The organism is Variovorax sp. ISS6 (assembly GCF_056523145.1).
Genome location: NZ_JAWRZC010000002.1, coordinates 563,011 through 579,850 on the forward strand (window position 1 = coordinate 563,011; position 16,840 = coordinate 579,850).

Annotated in this window: 17 protein-coding genes; 9 read left to right on the forward strand and 8 right to left on the reverse strand. The window is 71.7% G+C overall.

The window, feature by feature from the left end; translation table 11 throughout:
- Positions 1–103 precede the first annotated feature (103 nt).
- The 8 genes from AC1HIL_RS34235 to AC1HIL_RS34270 all read right to left on the reverse strand — a co-directional run bounded on the left by AC1HIL_RS34235 (position 104) and on the right by AC1HIL_RS34270 (position 8,881).
- On the reverse strand, positions 104–1,861 hold the full coding sequence (locus AC1HIL_RS34235; RefSeq protein WP_479669013.1) for a sigma-54 interaction domain-containing protein: 1,758 nt from the start codon (positions 1,859–1,861) through the stop codon (positions 104–106).
- A gap of 124 nt (positions 1,862–1,985) precedes the next feature.
- A complete protein-coding gene (locus AC1HIL_RS34240) occupies positions 1,986–3,116 on the reverse strand; it encodes a branched-chain amino acid ABC transporter substrate-binding protein (RefSeq protein WP_479669012.1) in 1,131 nt (376 codons plus the stop codon).
- A 33-nt stretch (positions 3,117–3,149) separates the two neighbouring features.
- Positions 3,150–3,836, reverse strand: coding sequence for an HAD family hydrolase (locus tag AC1HIL_RS34245; protein WP_203207648.1), 687 nt, complete (start codon positions 3,834–3,836; stop codon positions 3,150–3,152).
- A gap of 14 nt (positions 3,837–3,850) precedes the next feature.
- On the reverse strand, positions 3,851–4,609 hold the full coding sequence (locus AC1HIL_RS34250; RefSeq protein WP_296736128.1) for an enoyl-CoA hydratase/isomerase family protein: 759 nt from the start codon (positions 4,607–4,609) through the stop codon (positions 3,851–3,853).
- 42 nt (positions 4,610–4,651) lie between these two features.
- On the reverse strand, positions 4,652–5,974 hold the full coding sequence (locus tag AC1HIL_RS34255; protein ID WP_479669011.1) for a phenylacetate--CoA ligase family protein: 1,323 nt from the start codon (positions 5,972–5,974) through the stop codon (positions 4,652–4,654).
- Entirely contained in the window at positions 5,971–6,456 is a 486-nt protein-coding gene (locus AC1HIL_RS34260) for a thioesterase family protein (RefSeq protein ID WP_296742444.1), read from the reverse strand. Before AC1HIL_RS34260 ends, AC1HIL_RS34255 begins: the two co-directional genes overlap by 4 nt.
- Before the next feature lie 294 nt (positions 6,457–6,750).
- Positions 6,751–7,764 (reverse strand): LysR substrate-binding domain-containing protein, encoded by a 1,014-nt coding sequence (locus tag AC1HIL_RS34265; protein ID WP_296742441.1) that lies wholly within the window; start codon positions 7,762–7,764, stop codon positions 6,751–6,753.
- 76 nt (positions 7,765–7,840) lie between these two features.
- Positions 7,841–8,881 (reverse strand): VWA domain-containing protein, encoded by a 1,041-nt coding sequence (locus AC1HIL_RS34270; protein ID WP_261216763.1) that lies wholly within the window; start codon positions 8,879–8,881, stop codon positions 7,841–7,843.
- A 227-nt stretch (positions 8,882–9,108) separates the two neighbouring features.
- Here AC1HIL_RS34270 and AC1HIL_RS34275 point away from each other — a divergent pair, with 227 nt between their 5' ends.
- The 9 genes from AC1HIL_RS34275 (at position 9,109) to AC1HIL_RS34315 (ending at position 16,839) form a co-directional block, all read left to right on the forward strand.
- On the forward strand, positions 9,109–9,618 hold the full coding sequence (locus AC1HIL_RS34275; protein ID WP_296742437.1) for a DinB family protein: 510 nt from the start codon (positions 9,109–9,111) through the stop codon (positions 9,616–9,618).
- Positions 9,619–9,792: 174 nt separating this feature from the next.
- Complete coding sequence (locus AC1HIL_RS34280) at positions 9,793–10,833, forward strand: extracellular solute-binding protein (protein ID WP_296742434.1); 1,041 nt, start codon at positions 9,793–9,795, stop codon at positions 10,831–10,833.
- Between the two features lie 10 nt (positions 10,834–10,843).
- Entirely contained in the window at positions 10,844–11,935 is a 1,092-nt protein-coding gene (locus tag AC1HIL_RS34285; protein ID WP_296742432.1) for an ABC transporter ATP-binding protein, read from the forward strand.
- The gene (locus AC1HIL_RS34290) at positions 11,932–12,798 is read left to right on the forward strand and encodes an ABC transporter permease (protein WP_296742429.1); all 867 of its coding nucleotides are present in this window, start codon (positions 11,932–11,934) and stop codon (positions 12,796–12,798) included. Before AC1HIL_RS34285 ends, AC1HIL_RS34290 begins: the two co-directional genes overlap by 4 nt.
- Positions 12,799–12,859: 61 nt before the next feature.
- Positions 12,860–13,654, forward strand: coding sequence for an ABC transporter permease (locus tag AC1HIL_RS34295; protein ID WP_093345404.1), 795 nt, complete (start codon positions 12,860–12,862; stop codon positions 13,652–13,654).
- Positions 13,655–13,656: 2 nt separating this feature from the next.
- The gene (locus tag AC1HIL_RS34300) at positions 13,657–14,583 is read left to right on the forward strand and encodes a polysaccharide deacetylase family protein (protein ID WP_296742424.1); all 927 of its coding nucleotides are present in this window, start codon (positions 13,657–13,659) and stop codon (positions 14,581–14,583) included.
- Positions 14,580–15,290 carry a GntR family transcriptional regulator gene (locus tag AC1HIL_RS34305; RefSeq protein WP_057590138.1) on the forward strand — a complete coding sequence of 237 codons (711 nt, stop codon included), beginning with the start codon at positions 14,580–14,582 and terminating at the stop codon, positions 15,288–15,290. The genes AC1HIL_RS34300 and AC1HIL_RS34305 overlap by 4 nt, the downstream gene beginning before the upstream one ends.
- A complete protein-coding gene (locus tag AC1HIL_RS34310; protein WP_479669010.1) occupies positions 15,287–15,940 on the forward strand; it encodes an aspartate/glutamate racemase family protein in 654 nt (217 codons plus the stop codon). The genes AC1HIL_RS34305 and AC1HIL_RS34310 overlap by 4 nt, the downstream gene beginning before the upstream one ends.
- Positions 15,941–16,107: 167 nt before the next feature.
- Complete coding sequence (locus tag AC1HIL_RS34315; protein WP_296736100.1) at positions 16,108–16,839, forward strand: DUF3348 domain-containing protein; 732 nt, start codon at positions 16,108–16,110, stop codon at positions 16,837–16,839.
- Position 16,840: the final 1 nt, after the last annotated feature.

Genomic DNA, 16,840 nt, shown 5'->3' on the forward strand with positions numbered 1-16,840 from the left:
TCCGGCGAAACGCGCAATTTGGGATTCGCAAAGTGCGTCTTGTTGAGCCTTCAACGCGCCGGCTACCACCCGGTGCCGGGCGTCTTCGCGCCCTGACATCGGGTCAGTGGCCGGCCGGCCGCGCCTCCTCGGCATCGAAGGCACCACGCCCGCCGCGCTGCAGCCGCAGCCCATTGCCGCGGATCTTGGCGTAGAGCGTGGGCTTCGCGATGCCGAGCCGGCGCGCGGTCTCGGTCACGTTGAAGCCGCAGGCACGCAGCGCATTCGCGATCGCCTCCTTCTCGACCTCCTCGAGCGTGCGCACCTCGGAGGCCGGGCGCACCGGCGGCGGCGGCACGGCGTCGGGTTTCTGGCCGCCGGAGAACCACGCGGGCAGGTCGTCGACGCAGGCGGTCTCGGCATCGGTCATGTTCACCAGCCGCTCGACGGTGTTCTCGAGCTCGCGCACGTTGCCGGGCCACGGATGCGCGACCAGCCGCTGCATCAGGGCCGGCGAGACGCGGAACACGTTCTTGCGCAGCAGCTGCGCGTACTTGCGCAGGAAGTGGTGCACCAGCACGGGCACGTCCTCGGGCCGCTCGCGCAGCGAGGGCAGCTCGATCCCGATCACGTGGCAGCGGTAGTAGAGGTCTTCGCGGAACTCGCGCCGCTCGATCATGGCCTGCAGGTCGCGGTTGCTGGCCGAGATCACGCGCACGTCGATCGGGATGCTGCGCGTGTCGCCCACGCGCACCACCTCGCGCTCCTGCAGCACGCGCAGCAGCTTGGCCTGCACGTCGATCGGCAGCTCGGAGATCTCGTCCAGGAAGATGGTGCCGCTGCTGGCCGCCTCGAACTTGCCGGGCCGGCCCTCGCGCGTGGCGCCGGTGAAGCTGCCGGGCGCATAGCCGAACAGCTCGCTCTCGATCAGGTCGCGCGGCAGCGCGGCGCAGTTGATCGCGATGAATGGCCCCGCGGCGCGCGCGCTGGCGTTGTGGATGGCCTGGGCGAAGACCTCCTTGCCGACGCCGCTCTGGCCGATCAGCAGCACGTTGGCGAAACCGCGCGCGGCCTTGCGCGCGGCCTCGACGGCCGCCACCAACGGCGGCGCCGTGCCCACCACGTCGTCGAAGCTGTAGCGCGCATGGTTGCCCGCGATGCGGTCGGCCATGCGGCGGGCGCGCTGGATCTCGCGAAACGAATTCACGATCGACACCACCTGGCCCGCCGCGTTCTTGATCGGCACCGCGGTGTCGACCAGGTGCAGGTGCCGCTGCGGCGAGTCGATGATCAGCTCGCGGTCGATGTAGCCCTCGCCGGTTTCCAGCAGCGGCTGGATGATCGGCGCGAAATCGAGCAGCGAGCCGAAGGGCTTGCCAATGCTCTCGCGCGGATGCAGGCTCAGGATGCGGCCGGCCGCGGCATTCATGTGCTTGACCATCAGGTCGCGGTCGACCACCAGCAGGCCGTCGGTGATGTGCTCGACGATCGCGGACTGCTCCTGCAGCAGCGCGCCCTGCTGCTCGGCCACCAGCTCGGCCGAATGCGCGGCGGCCCACAGGTGGGCCAGCAGGCGCAGTTCGTCGCCGAGGTCGGCGCTGTCCGGCCGCGCGAGCAGCGCCACGAACAGCGCTTCGCCGGTCTTCGAGTCGGCGGCGCGCAGGTGCAGGCACTCGAAGCCCCGCGGCTGCGCCACCGGCAGGCAGGGAGCCCCCGCGACGCCCTCAGCCGACAGCGCGGCCACCAGAACCGAGGCCTCGATGCCGGGCGCGGTCCAGGCGCGCCGCGGCACGCGACCCGCGCCGAACAGCAGCGCGCCGTGGCCCTGGGCGACCGCCCGCTCGACCAGCACGTTCCAGACCTCGTCGAGCATCGGCGTCATCGCGTTCCTTGTCCTCGTCAGCCCGGCGCGCGCGGCGAGGACGCCGCGGCCGACCGGTCGCGCCGATTCTGCCAAGGAAGCGCGGGCGGCGGAACGCTGGCGCCATCCCTCGGCACACGCGCGCTCATTGCTTGCGCTCGACCGGCACCAGCTTGCCGCCGGCGATCTGGTAGGCCGTGACCGGCGCCTTGAGCCACTCGCCGGTGGCGTCGAACTGCACCGGGCCGAGCATCGAATCCATCTTCAGCGTCTTCAGCGCGGCCGTGACCTTCTTCGGCTCGTCGCTGCCGGCCTGCTGCATCGCGCGCGCGACCACCAGCGTCGCCACGTAGAAGGCCGGCGCATAGGCGTCGATCGGCGCGTCGAAGGTCTTGGTGAAGCGCTCGCGGAAGGCCGGGCCGCCCGGCAGGCTGTCGAGCGGGCGCCCGCTCTGCGCGCAGAAGTAGCGGCCCTCGAGCAGCTTGCCGCCCAGCGGCACCACCTCGGCCGTGCAGATGCCGTCGCCGCCGAGCAGCAGCGCGTTGATGTCGAGCTGGCGCATCTGGCGCGCGACGCCCGCGCCCTGCGCGTAGTATCCGCCGAGGAACACCGCCTCGGGCGCGAGCCCCTTGAACTTGGTCAGGATGGCGGTGAAGTCGGTGGCCTTGTCGTTGGTGAACTCGCGCCCCACCACCTCGAGGCCCAGGCCCTTGGCGGTCTGCACGAAGATGTCGGCCACGCCGGTGCCGTAGGCGGTGCGGTCGTCGATCACCGCCACCTTTCGCAGGCCGCGCGAGGCGGCGAACTCGGCCATGGCCGCGCCCATCACGTTGTCGTTGGCAGCGAGCCGGAAGGTGCTCGCGAAGCCCTGGCGCGTGAGCTGTGGGTTCGAGGACGCGCCGGTGATCATCGGGATGTCCTCCTGGCTGTAGATGCGCGAAGCGGGAATCGAGACGCCCGAGTTGTAGTGCCCGATGACCGCGCGCACGCCGGTGTCGACCATCTTCTGCGCCACCTGGGTGCCGGTGCGCGGATCGCCCTGGTCGTCCTCCGAGACCAACTCGAAGCGCGCGCGCTTGCCGCCGATCCGGAAGTCCTGCGCGTTGAGATCGGCGATGGCGAGCTTCACGCCGCGTTCGTTGTCGCGGCCCGCGTTGGCCTGCGAACCGCTGAGCGGGCCGGCATGGCCGATCTTGACGACCAGGTCCTGCGCGCTGGCGGGCAGGAGGGAGGCCCACAGGCCCAGGGAAGCAGCAAGAAGCAGGAAACGGCGCATGTTCTGTACCTCGAAGTGAATGGAAGAAACCGACTAGTCCAGGAGGGCGAGCACGCCCTCGAGGGTGGGGAACTCGTGGTCGGGCCGCGGCTGCCAGACGCTCAGCCGCTCGGCGCCGCGGTTGATCCAGGCCACCTGCATGCCCAGCGGCTTGGCGCCGTCGATGTCGGCCCAGCTCGCCAGCGAGCAATGCAGCACCGACTCCGCCGGTACCGCGAGGCGGTCGAGCGCGAGCCTGAAAATCGATTCCGAAGGCTTGTAGGCCCGTGCCATCTCGGCCGTGGTGACCTGGTCGAAGAAACGCACGAGCTGGCTGCGCTGCCACAGGTCGCTGTCCATGTTGGTGATGGGCATCAGCGGAAAGCGCTCGGCCAGCCGTTGCAGGATGGCCTCGACCTCGGGATGCGGCGGCGCCGACTCGACCAGGTGGCCGAGGTAGAGCTCGTTGAGCAGGTCGATGTCGAGCCGCGCCGTGACGCCGGGCTCGATGGCCTCGAGCGTCTCGCGCAGCGCCTCGCGCGCCACCTGGCGATAGGGGCGCCAGCGCCCGCCGCGGTAGCGCTGCACGTTGCGGATGTCCCAGTCGAGGTAGAGCTCGAACAGCGGCCGCTCGGTGCGCAGGCCGGCTTCGGCCAGCACGGCCTCGATGCCGGCCATGCCGCCGCGGTCGACGTCGACCAGGGTTCCGAAGTAGTCGAAGGTGATGGCCCGGACGTTCATCGCGGTCTCCCCGTTCAGGCGCGACGCCCGAACTTCAGCACGCGCTCGGCGGCGTCGGGCGTGGCGAAGGCGGCCACGGTGGCCTCCTGCTCGAGCTCGAGCGCCACCGCGAGGTTCGACTGCGCCTGCATCGTCACCACGCGCTTGAGCCGCGACACCGAGCCCCGCGACTTCGAAGCCACCACCGCCGCCACCTCGAAGGCGCGCGCCAGCACGCGCTCGGGCGGCACCACCCAGTTCGCGAGCCCCAGCCGCAGCAGGTCGGCGGCCGACTGGCGCTCGCCCAGCAGCCAGAGCTCCATCGCGCGCTGGTGGCCCACGGCCTGCGGCAGCAGCCAGGTCACGCCGCCGGTCACGAACTGGCCCCAGTCCATCTCCGGGAAGAAGCACACCAGGTCCTCGGAGGCCACCACCAGGTCGCAGTTCAGCAGCCATTCGAAGCCGCCGCCGACCGCGAAGCCGTGGATCGCGCCGATCACTGGCTTGCCGCCGAACATCAGGTCGCGCGTGATGGTCTGGATGCGCTCGATGTGATGGCGGATCGAGGCCGGCGTGCGCGTCTGCTCGCCGAACTCCTTGAGGTCGTCGCCGGCGCAGAAGGCCCGGCCCGCGCCCGAGAACACGATCGCGCGCACGTCGGCCGAGGACTGCGCCTCGCGCAGCGCCTCGTGCAGGTCGTCGAGCACCACGGCGCTGATGGCGTTGAGTCGCTCGGGCCGCTGCAGCCGCACGTGCGCGATGCCGTCGCTGGTTTCGAGGGTGACGTAGTCCATGGCGAAAATTCCTTTGCTCGTTTGTTGGTCCCTGGCGGGTCTTCAATGCTTCTCGACCCACTGGGTCTTGCCGTCGGTGCGTTCGTAGAACTCAAACGGCACCATTTCCACCAGCGCACTCGCGCCCGCGCGCTCGCGCACCGCGATCTCCAGCCGGCGCGCGGCCGCTTCCCAGTCGGCCGGCGCGAGCCCTGCGGCCGCCTCGGCCCGCAGCTCGACGCGGTCGTAGGGGCCGGGCCCGCGCAGCACGATGCGGAAGTGCCCCGAGCTCAGCGCGGGCAGCGACTCGATCGCCGCGCGCACCGCGCTCGGGAACACGTTGATGCCGCGCACGTTGAACATGTCGTCGGTGCGCCCGCTGACGCGGAAGCGCCAGGCGGTGCGGCCGTCGGGGCCGGGCTCGGTGCCGGTCACCGTCACCACGTCGCGCGTGCGGTAGCGCACCAGCGGCTGGCACTCCTTGCACAGGTGGGTGCAGACCAGCTCGCCGACCGTGCCCTCGCGGATCGGCAGCCGCTGCAGGGTGGCGGGATCGAGGATCTCGGCAAACACCACGTCGCCGGCGTGGAACAGCAGGTCGGTGGTCCAGTCGGTTTGGCCGCCGAGGATGCTCATCACCTCCGACAGGCCGAAGTTCGCGTTGCGCACCTTGAAGCCCCAGCGCGCCTCCATCTGCGCGCGGAACTCGGCGTTGTCGAGCCCCGCCTCGCCGCCGAACAGGCCCAGCTTCAGTCCCAGATCGGCCGGCTGCAGCCCCGGATAGTGCTGGCGCAGCACGCTCTCGAGCAGCGCCGGATAGGACGGCGTGCACGAGATCGCCGTGATCTTCAGGTCGAGGATGGCATCGATCAGCTGCCGCGTGTTGCCCACGCCGAAGGGCAGCACGGTGGCGCCGGCCGCCTCGAGCGTGGTGTGGTCGGTGAAGCCACCGGTCCACATGCAGTAGTTGAGGCAATGCACCACGCGGTCGCTGGGCCGCAGGCCCGAGGCCCACATCGAGCGGCCGCCGACCTCGGCCACGATCTCGGCGTCGCGGCGCGAATTGGCGAGGATCAGCGGCCGGCCCGTGGTGCCCGAGGTGCGGTGCAGCCGCACCACGCGCCCCTCGGCGCAGGCCACGTAGTCGCCGAGCGGGTAGTCGGCCTCCTGGCTCAGGCGCAGTTCGTCCTTCTCGGTCAGCGGCAGCTCCTGCAGCTCGTCGAGGGTGAGCGCGCGGTCGAGCCAGCCCGACAGCTTGCGCCGGTAGAACACCGAGCGGGTGCGCACGTAGCGCCACTGCTCGGTCCAGCGTGCTTCCTGCAGTGAACGCAGGGTCGCGGGCGAGAGCGTCTCGACCTCGGGATGCAGCATCGCGGCGGTGCTCATCGCGCGGCCTCCGCGGCGCCGTTCGCGCGGTGCAGCGCCGTGGCTTCGACCGCGGCGGCCGGCACGATCGCGCGCGCATGCTCGCCCGTGGCCACGACGCCCGCGTCGTCACGCGCCTCGACCCCGAACACGTAGAGGCGTTTCTCGCGGCGCAGCAAGGTGGCTTTCGCGCGGACCACCTGGCCGAGCGCCGTGGGCGCGCCGTGCACGAGCTGGACCCGGTGTCCGACCGACATCTCGCCGGCGCGCAGGGCGGGCACGAGGATGGCCGCGCAGGCGCGCTCGAGCAGGCCGACCAGGGCCGGCGTGGCGAGCACCCGCGGATAGGCCTCGCCGGATTCTTCGGCGAAGGCGCTGGCCAGGTGCTTCGGCGCGACGACGAGCGTGGCGCTGCCGGTCGCGCCCTCGCGCAGCGCGGGCCGGCCGTCGGGATCGGCGCCGTGCGCGCCGGGTGTTTCGGGGGTGGCTGTGGTAGAGGTCATGCACACGACATGGCAAGCGCCGTGCCAAGGAAAAACACCGTTTTTTGCGCGCCGAAAGCAGTGGTTACGAGGCTTTTTGGGGCCTTTTGGCGGCCGTCAGGCCCTCGGCGCGCGGCCACCGAACAACTCCTGAACGTTCAGCTTCTGAACGGGCGGCAGCATTCGACCCACCCGCCACGGTGGCCCGTCAGCGGCGGATGTGCTCGCGCCCCACCACCGCCGTCGGCGTGGCTGTCATGGTCGCGTAGCGGATCTCGACGAACGGCGTGGCGAAACGATGCCGCCCTGGCGCAGTCAGGGTGCCGTCGTCGACGCGGCGCTCTGGCGTCGTGCCGCCGGCGCCTCGTCGCCGACCGCGTCCCCGATCACGGCGCGCGTGGCCACCGCCTGCTCCAGCAGCCATGCGCCGAAGGCCTGGAGCTCGGGCCGGCCGTCGCCATCGCGCGGGCCGCTCACGAGCCAGTAGGCCATCGGCGAATCCATGCGCTGGCGCGGCAGCACCTCGACCAGGTCGCCGTTGGCGAGGCTCTCGGCGATCAGCGGGCTGCGCGCGAGCACCACGCCCTGGCCGGTCAGCGCGGCCTGCGCCATCTGGTAGTCGTAGTTGAAGTAGAGCCAGCGGCGCGGCTGGATGCGGGCCAGGCCGTTGGTCTCGAACCAGCGGCGCCAGACCAGCCACTCGACGTAGCTCGGATGCGCGTCGCCGACCTCGATCAGCGTGAAGCGCGCGAGGTCCTCGGGCTTCTCGATCGGCGGGCTGCTCTTGATGAGCCAGGGGCTCGCCACCGGCATCAGGTGCTCGCCGAACAGCCGCACCGCGCCCTCGGGCATGTGCTCGGCGCGGCCGTAGCGCAGCGCGAGGTCGATGTCGCTGACCTCGAGATCGATCACCGCGTCGGAGGCATCGATGCGGATGTCGATGTCGGGATGGTCGCGCTGGAAGGCCTCCAGCCGCGGGATCAGCCACATCGAGGCGAACGAGGCGAAGGTGGTCAGCGCCACGCTGCGGCGCGACGCGCTCTGGCGGATCTGCCGGATGGTGCTGTCGATGCGCGGCAGCGCCTGCTGCACCGCGAGCAGCAGCTGGGCGCCGGCGCTCGTGAGCTCGACCGCGCGCGTGTGGCGCAGGAACAGGCGCACGCCGACCTCCTCCTCGAGCGCCTGGATCTGGCGGCTCACGGCCGGCTGCGTGAGCGCCATCTCCTCGGCCGCGGCGCGGAAGTTCAGGTGCCGCGCGACGACCTCGAAGGCGCGCAGGTGGCCGGCACCGATGGGACGCGTGCGCAAGGGAGATGGGGAGTGCTGCATGAAGGGAGTCGGCCGGCAGGCCACCGGGTACGGCCGCGATTGTGGCGCCGCCCCGTGACGGGCGGCAAACCGCGGCTCAGACGATGCGCCCGAACCATAGCACCGACAGCGCCGCGCCCGTGATCGCGAGCAGCGCCGACAGCAGCGCCAGCAGGCCCGAGAGCTCGTTCTCGCGCGGCTGCACCTGCACGCGCGAGCCGAGCTTCTCGTAGACGCCGTGCAGCGCCTCGGCGGTGCCGGCGTGGTGGTACTCGCCGCCGGTCATGCGCGCCACTTCGCGCAGGGTGGGCTCGTCGAGCTTCATGTAGATCGCCATGCCGTCGGGCGCGGCGATGTCGCCGTCGAGCGTGCCCATGCCGATCACGTAGACGCGCACGCCGCGGTCGGCCGCCATCTTCGCGGCCTCGAGCGTGTCGATGCCGGTGGTGCGGCGGCCGTCGCTCAGCAGGATGATCGCGGCGGCATCGTAGGAGCCGGGCGCCACCGGCGTGATCTGGCGCGGCGGCGGCTTCGCCTTGTCGTCGAGGCTGCGACCGCGCGGCGCGTTGCCGCCGAAGGTCATCTCGCCGAGGCTGATGTTGTCCTGCGGGAACAGTTCGGCCAGGCACAGCACGATCGCATCGCCGACCGCGGTGCCCATCTGCATCTGGAAGGCATCGATGCTGGCCGCGAGCGCATCGCGGTCGAGCGTGGCGCGCTGCGCGACCTGGCTGCTGCCGGCGAAGGTGACAAGGCCGACCTCGATGCGCCGCGGCAGCTCGCGCAGGAAGGACTTGGCCGCCGCCTGCGCTGCCTCGAGCCGAGTTGGCTTGACGTCGTTCACGCGCATGCTCAGCGAGACGTCCATCGCCAGCATGATCGAGGTGCGCGCCCAGGGCAGCGGCACGCGCGCCACCGGCCGCGCCGCGGCGAACAGCAGGCCGGCGCAGGCCAGCAGGAACAGCGCGGGCGGCAGGTGCCGGCGCCAGCCGCGCCGCAGCGTCGCGGCGCCCTCGGTCTGCAGCCGGCCATAGCGTTGAGCGAGCCGGCCGCGGCGCCGCAGCAGCCATGCATAGGCCAGCGGCAGCGGCGCGAGCGCCAGCAGGAACCAGAGGTAACCGGGCCACAGGAAGGACATCGGCGCTGCCTTGGAGGTGGAGGATGCGGATCGGCCGTACGCCGGCGCATCCGCAAGCATCGTGCCCATGAAGCCGCGCCCGCGCAATCGGCCGGCCGGCCAGTCCCTGCATTGATGCGGGGCTCTTATCAGTGGGGCGGCTGCATTTCATTGGACCGCGCCATGGGCGCCGGGGATCATCCTGCCCCGAAGCGCGCCGCGCCGCGGCGCCTCGCCAGGAGACCCCGATGAGCGCACGCACGCTGCTGACCTCGATGTTCCGCTACAAGGCCTGGGCCGACGAGGGCCTGTTCGCGGGCCTGCTGGCCGCGCGGGGCCGGCTGCCCGACGACGACCTCGAGGCGGCCTGGGCCACCCTCGACCACGCCCATGCGGTCGACGGCATCTTCAGGGCCCACCTCGAGGGCCGGCCCCATGGCTACGGCGGCACCCACTCGCCCGAGCGGCTCGCGCCCGGACTCCTGCTGCAGGCGGTGCGCGACAACGACCGCTGGTTCCTGGCGCATGTGCAGGCGATCGGCGACGACGAGCTGGCAGCCAGCCTCGACTTCGACTTCACCGACGGCTCGGCCGGCCGCATGTCGCGCGAGGAGATGCTGGGCCACGTGATCGCGCATGGCGGCTACCACCGCGGCGAGGTGGGGCGAATCCTCACGCGCCACACGGGCTCGTCGCCGCGCGACACCTTCACGGCCTACCTGCACGAGGCCGAGCCGGCGCGCCGGTTGCGCAGGTAGCGCCCTCCCCGTTTTCTTTCCGCTACACCCCGCGCCTGGGGGTTGGCACGGATTTGGCTTGCTGCATGAATTGTGCACAATTTCTTTTGAAGAGCGCACAATTATTGGGCTGACTGGCGGCTGCCACGGCCTTCCATCCACCCATTTGGGGCATCGCCCCCCAAGGACATGCAGATGAATCGCTCAGCATCCGGCCTCTCGCGCCGCGCCTTCGGGCAGGGACTCCTCGCCGCTTCCACGCTGGCCGCGCCGGCCTGGGTGCGCGCCCAGGGCAAGGGCCGCGAACTCGTGGTCGGCGGCGCGGGCAGCCACAAGGCCTTCCTCGATCCGCTGATCCCGGTGTTCGAGAAGCAGACCGGCTGCAAGGTGATCTTCGAGGGCACGCGCTCGCTCGTGAACCTCGAGAAGATGGTCAACAACAAGGGCCGCCAGTACATGTCGGTGGTGCTGATGGACGACCCGGTGATGATCCCGGCCGTCAAGGAAGGCGTGCTGGAGCCGCTCACCGCCAAGGACATCCCCAGCCTCGCGAAGCTCAAGCCCGGCACGGTCCACATGGACGGCATGTGGGCCAACTACATGCAGTCGACCACCGGCGTGGCGGTCAACACCGGAAAGCTCAAGCAACTGCCCTCGTACGCGGCGCTGTGGGAGCCGGCCAACAAGGGCAAGGTCGTGATCCCCTCGCTGCAGAACACCGAGGGCCTGTCGATGTTCCTGGTGGCGGCCGCGCTCGAGACCGGCAAGCCGATGAAGGATTCGCAGTACCAGCCCGAGGCGGCGTTCCGCAAGCTCAAGGCGCTCAAGCCCAACCTGCTGACCGTCTACACCCAGCTGCCGCAGGCGCTGAACCTGCTCGAGCAGGGCGAGGCCACGGCCATCGCGGGCATGATCGGATTCAACGCCTTCGACCGCAAGGCCAAGGGCGCGCCGATCGACTTCGTGCTGCCGAAGGAAGGCGGCATGGCCATGCCGACCGGCATCGCCAAGGTCCGGGGCGGGCCGCAGGCCGACCTCGCCAATGCCTTCGTCGAGGCGATGCTCGGTGCCTGGCAGCAGCAGATTGCCGAGATCTCGCTCGCGATGCCCACCAACACCGGCGTGGCCGCGCCGGCCGGCCTGCCCAAGGGCGAGGTGTTCATTCCCGACTGGGCCTACATCGCCGAGAACCGCAAGGCCTGGGTGGAGCGCTGGGACCGCGAGATGGCGCTGTGAGGCGCGCCGCATGAGCACCCTCGAACTGAGCGGGATCGTCAAGCGCTACGGCGCGCAGACGGTCGTGGACGGGCTGGACCTGCAGGTGGGGTCCGGCGAATTCGTGTCGCTGCTCGGACCCTCGGGCTGCGGCAAGACCACGCTGCTGCGCATCGTCGCCGGGCTCGCATCGTGCGACGCCGGCACGGTGCGCGTGGGCGGCAGCGACGTGACCGCGCTGCCCGCGCACCAGCGCAACATCGGCGTGGTGTTCCAGAGCTATGCGCTGTTCCCGCACCTCACGGTCAGCGAGAACATCGCCTTCGGCCTGAAGGCCCGCGGCACGCCGCGCGCCGAGCTCGCGCCGGCGGTGGACGCGGCGCTGCGCTCGGTGCGGCTCGCGGCGCTCGCGGACCGGCCGATCTCGGCGCTGTCGGGCGGCCAGCAGCAGCGCGTGGCGGTGGCGCGCGCGATCGCCACGCGGCCGCGGCTGATCCTGCTCGACGAGCCGCTGTCGGCGCTCGATCGCAAGCTGCGCGAGACCATGCAGGTCGAGCTGCGCCAGATCCTGCGCGACGCGGGCATGACGGCGATCTTCGTCACGCACGACCAGGAAGAGGCGCTGGTGATGTCCGACCGCATCGCGGTGATGAACCGCGGCGCGATCGAACAGCTCGACGTGCCCGAGCACATCTACGGCCAGCCGCGCACCGAGTTCGCGCTCAACTTCGTGGGCCTCTCCTCGCAATGGCGCGGCACGCTCGAGGGCGCGCGCGTGCGCACCGCCTGCGGCGAGATCGAGGTGCCGGCCGAGCGCGCGCGCGACGTCGGCGCGGGCGGCCTGCGCCACGAGGTGCTGGTGGGCGTGCGGCCCGAGCGGCTGCGTGCCTCGCGCGATCCGCAGCCCGCGGCCGCGGGCATGAACCGGCTGTCGCTGGTGGTGAGCCAGACGGTCTACCGCGGCGCCAACCGGCTGGTCTACTTCAGCGCGCCCGGCGGCGGCGCGACGCTGCTCGCGGAATTCCCGGCCCACGACGACCTGGCGCCGCGCCCCGGCGAGACGCTGTCGGTGCAATGGCCGGTGTCCGACACGCTGCTGTTCGCGGCCGAGGCGGCGCCATGAGCGGCACCATGCGCCGCGCCGAAGGATCGCCGGGCTGGCTCGCCGTGCCGGGCACGGGCTACCTCGTGTTGCTGTTCGTGCTGCCGCTGGCCGCGCTGCTGGCCACCAGCTTCCAGGGCGAACAGGGCGGCTTCTCGCTCGCGGGCTACGCGCGCTTCGCGACCGATCCCTTCAGCGCCGTCGTGGTCTGGAACACGCTGAAGATCGCGCTGCTCGTCACGCTGCTGTGCCTCTTGATCGGCTACCCGGTGGGCTTCGCCATGGCGCGCGCCTCGCTGCCGGTGCAGGGGCTGATGTTCCTCGCGTTGATCCTGCCGCTGTCGGTGGGCGTGGTGGTCAAGAGCTTCGCCTGGACCATCCTGCTGCGCAGCAACGGCCTGGTCAACCAGGTATTGCTGGGCCTGGGGCTGGTCGACGAGCCGGCGCGGCTGCTGTTCAACGAGCGCGGGCTGGTGATCGCCGCGGTGCACGTGTTCCTGCCCTTCATGGTGCTGCCGGTGTTCACGGTGGCGCGCCAGATCGACTCGCGCCTGGCCGAGGCCGCCGCCACGCTCGGCGCGGCGCCGCTGCATGCCTTCGCGCGCGTGACCTGGCCGCTGTCGCTGCCGGGCGTGGTGGCGGGTTCGGCCTTCGTGTTCTCGATGGCGGTGTCGATGTACGTGATCCCCGCGCTGCTGGTGGGCGACCGCTACCAGACCCTGCCCGCGCTGCTGGCGCGCGCCTACCTGTTCATGCGCGACCGGCAGTCGGGCTCGACGCTCGCGGTGATCCTGCTGGCCATCGCGGTCGCGGTGGTGGTGGGCAGCACGCTGCTCACGCGCCGGCTGCAGGCGCGCGCGCAGCCACAAGGAGCCACGACATGAGCGCCGCGCCGGGCCGCCCCAAGCAAGCTCGCACCGCAGTGCGAAGCACGGAGGTACTTCGATGAGCACACGCTGGAACCGCCTCGCGGGCGGGCTGCTGATGGCGGCGACCGCGGTCTTCATGCTCGCGCCGCTGGTGGTGGTGGTGCTGGTCTCGTTCAGCCCCTCGCCGGTGTTCAACCTGCCCGAGGGCCAGTGGTCGCTGCGCTGGTACCGCGCGATGCTGGCCAAGGAGGGCCTGGCCGACACCGTGCTGCTGTCGGCCGCGGTGGCCGCGGGCGCGACGCTGGCGGCGCTGGTGCTCGGCACGCTGTGCGCGATCGCGATCGAGCAGGGGCGCTTCCGCGGCCGCGAGGCGCTGCTGGCCTTCCTGGTCTCGCCGCTGATGATGCCGGGGCTGGTGATCGGCGTGGCGCTGCTGCAGGCCTTCCGCGCGGTCGGGCTGGCCAACGTGTTCTGGAGCCTGCTGATCGGGCACGTGGTCATCACCCTGCCCTACGTCACGCGCACGGTGCATGCGAGCCTGGCGCTGTTCGACACCCGGCTGCTCGAGGCGGCGCAGACCCTGGGGCTGTCGCGCCCGCGCGCGCTGCTGCAGGTGATGGTGCCGGCGCTGGCACCGGCCTTCCTGACCTCGGGGCTGTTCGCCTTCCTCGCCTCGATGGACAACTACCCGATCTCGATCTTCCTGACCGACGCGCGCAGCAAGACGCTGCCGATCGAGATCCTGCACTACCTGGAGGAGTCGCCAGACCCCACCATCGCCGCCATCTCGGCCTGCCTGATCCTGCTGGCCGCCGTGGTGCTCTTCATCGCCGAAAGGCTGGTCGGCCTGCGCCGGCTGGCCCAGTTCTGACCATGGCCGATTCATCCCCTGCTTCCACTCCACCCTCCACGCGCGACTTCATCGGCTACGGCCGCGACCTGCCCGCCGTGCACTGGCCCGAGGCGGCGCGCGTGGCCGTCTCCTTCGTCGTCAACTTCGAGGAGGGCGCGGAGTTCTCCATGACCGACGGCGACAGCCGCAACGAGGCCATCTACGAGGTGATCGACGGCCAGCCGGTGCCCGACCGCTGCATCGACAGCCACTTCGAGTACGGCACGCGCGTGGCCTACTGGCGCATCGCCGACCTGTTCGAGCAGCATGGCGGGCACTTCACGCTCAGCGCCTGCGGCCGCGCGGTGGAGCGCTCGCCGTGGCTGGCGCGGCACGCATCGCAGGCCGGCCACGAGGTCTCGGCGCACGGCTGGCGCTGGGAGCGCGGCATCGACCTCACGCTCGACGAGGAGCGGCTGGCCATCGACCGCTGCTGCACCGCGATCGAGGCCGCCACCGGGCGCCGCCCCGTGGGCTGGCACACGCGCTCCAACCCGAGCCCGCACACGCGCCGCCTGCTGGTGGAGCGCGGCTTCCTCTACGACAGCGACGCCTACAACGACGACACGCCCTACCGCGTGGCGGTCGACGGCCGGCCGCACCTCGTGCTGCCCTATGCTTTCGACACCAACGACATGCAGTTCCAGAACACCCAGCGCTTCGATACCGGCGACGCCTTCGCCGACTACGTGTGTGCCGCCTACGACTGGCTGTGGCGCGAGGGCGGCCACGCGCCGCGCATGCTGTCGGTGGGCCTGCACCTGCGCATGATCGGCCGGCCGGGGCGCATCGGCGCGCTCGAGCGCATCCTGCGCCACCTCCACGACAAGGGCGGCGCCTGGGTGACCAGCCGCGAACGCATCGCCCGCCACTGGCTGGCGCACACCGACGAGGGCACGGCCGCATGAAGGAACGCGAGGACGCGGTCTACGACACGCTCTCGCGCGCGCTGCTGGCCGGCGCGCTGGCGCCCGGCGCGCCGCTGCGCGAGACCGCGCTGGCCGAGGTCTTCGGCGTGAGCCGCGAGCGCATCCGCAAGATATTGCTGCGGCTGGGCACCAACCGGCTGATCGAGATGATCCCGAACCGTGGCGCCTTCGTGGCCGCGCCCTCGCTCGAGCAGGCGCGCTCGATCTACGACGCGCGCCGCATCCTCGAGGGCGGCATCGTCGCCCACCTGGCGCAGAACGCGGGTGCCGAGGCGCTGCGCCGCCTCGGCGAGCACATGGAGCGCGAGCAGGCCGCGCTGGCCGAGGGCGACCGCGCCACCTCGGTGCGGCTGTCGGCCGACTTCCACATGATCCTGGCCGAGGCCACGGGCAACACCTTCATCCTGCAGCAGATGCAGGAGTTGGTGAGCCGCACCTCGATGCTGGTGGCGATGTACGAGGCGCCGCATTCGGCGCAGTGCGCCTGCGACGAGCATCGCGACATCTTCACCTCGCTGCTCAAGGGCGACGGCGGCGGTGCCGCGCGCGCGATGCGCTCGCACCTGTCGCTGGTCGAGACCCGGCTGCGACCCGGCGCGGCCGCGCCCTCGCAGGACGTGGTGGGCGTGCTGCTGCGCATGTGGGCCGGGCAGCGCGCCGCGCAGTCCACGGACGAAGGCCGATGAGCGACGCCTCGCTGCTGGTGCTCAACCCGAACACCAGCCAGGCGATGACCGAGGCCGTGGTCTCGGCCGCCCGCGCGCTGCTGCCGCCGGCCCTGCGGGCCATCGGCTGGACCGCTTCCGCCGGCCCGCCGGTGATCAAGGACCGCCCGAGCTACGACGCGGCCGCGGCCGCGATGCCGGCGCTGCTGGCCGAGGCGCCGCGCGCCGACGCCATCCTGCTGGCCTGCTTCGGCGACCCCGGGCTGGCGGTGTTGCGCGAGCGCGCCGGCGTGCCCGTGACCGGCCTGGCGGAGGCCGCCATCCTAGCCGCGCGGCAACGCGGCGAGCGCTTCGCGATCCTCACGGCGGGCGCGGCCTGGGTGCCGATCCTGACCGACTGCGTGGCGGCCGGCGGCGCGGCGCACCTGCTGGCGGGCGTGTTCGCGCTCGACGGCGACGGCGCGGCGCTGCGGGCCGATCCCGGGCGCTTCCGCGCCCAGGTGCGCGAGCTGTCGGCCCGCGCGCGCGCGGCCGGCGCAAGGCGGCTGGTGCCCGGCGGCGCGGCCTTCGAAGGGCTGCGCTTCGATTGGGCCGAAGGCCTGGCGGTGGACCGCCCGGTCGAGGCGGCCGTGGCGCTGCTCGCACACGCGCTGCCCAAGCCCCCGGCCTGAGCGCCGGGCCCGGCGCGGGTGGGTTGGATTTCGATACAAATTCGTGCCCCGGTCGCTGGCCCGCGCCGCCCCTGGCGAAACGCCGTCCGCGCCACTGCCAGCGGGCCCGGCCCCTGGATCCCCCCGAGGGTCGGCGGTGTAGACTGCCGGGTTTTTCCGACTCTGGCATGGCGCACGTTCCACAGCGCACTGGTTTCAACGGTTCGGCGCTCGTCCGCTTGCTCTCCCGACTGACCGATGGCGACATCCGCGAATCCGAACAGGCTTCGGCGGACCGGCTGAGCCAATGGTTCGGCTGGACCGACGCGATCTCGCTGTCGGCCGCCCTCAACGGCACGCCGGCCAGCCTGCCGCCGGCCCCGCGGGGCTCGGTGCGCGCCGATGAAAGCGAATGCGCGCGCGTGCGCGCCGCGCTGGCCCAGGCGATCGCCGAGGACAGCAGCTTCGCGCCCGCCAAGGCACGCGCGGCCGCGGCCACCGCCGACGCCGAGACGCCGCCCGACTTCGCGCCGATGCGCCAGCGCTACCTCGCGCGGCAGCAGGCGATGGAGACGGCCATCGGCCCGCTGCGCGGCCGGCTGCGCGCGCGGCTCGCGGCCGGTTCGCACGACATGGCGCGGCTCGCCGCCGTCGACGTGGTGATGGAACAGGTGCTGGGCGCGCGCGAACGCAGCCTGCTGGCGAGCGTGCCGGCGGCGCTCGAGAAGCGCTTCGCGCGGCTGCGCAAGGCCCGCCAGGACGAAGAAACGGGCGCGGAAGACAATGCCGCCGGCGGCCATGCCGACTGGCTCGCGGTCTTCCGCAAGGACATCCAGGACGTGCTGCAGGCCGAACTGGACTTTCGATTTCAACCGGTCGACGGGCTGCTCGAAGCCCTGCGCGCCGGTCACAAGGGCTGAC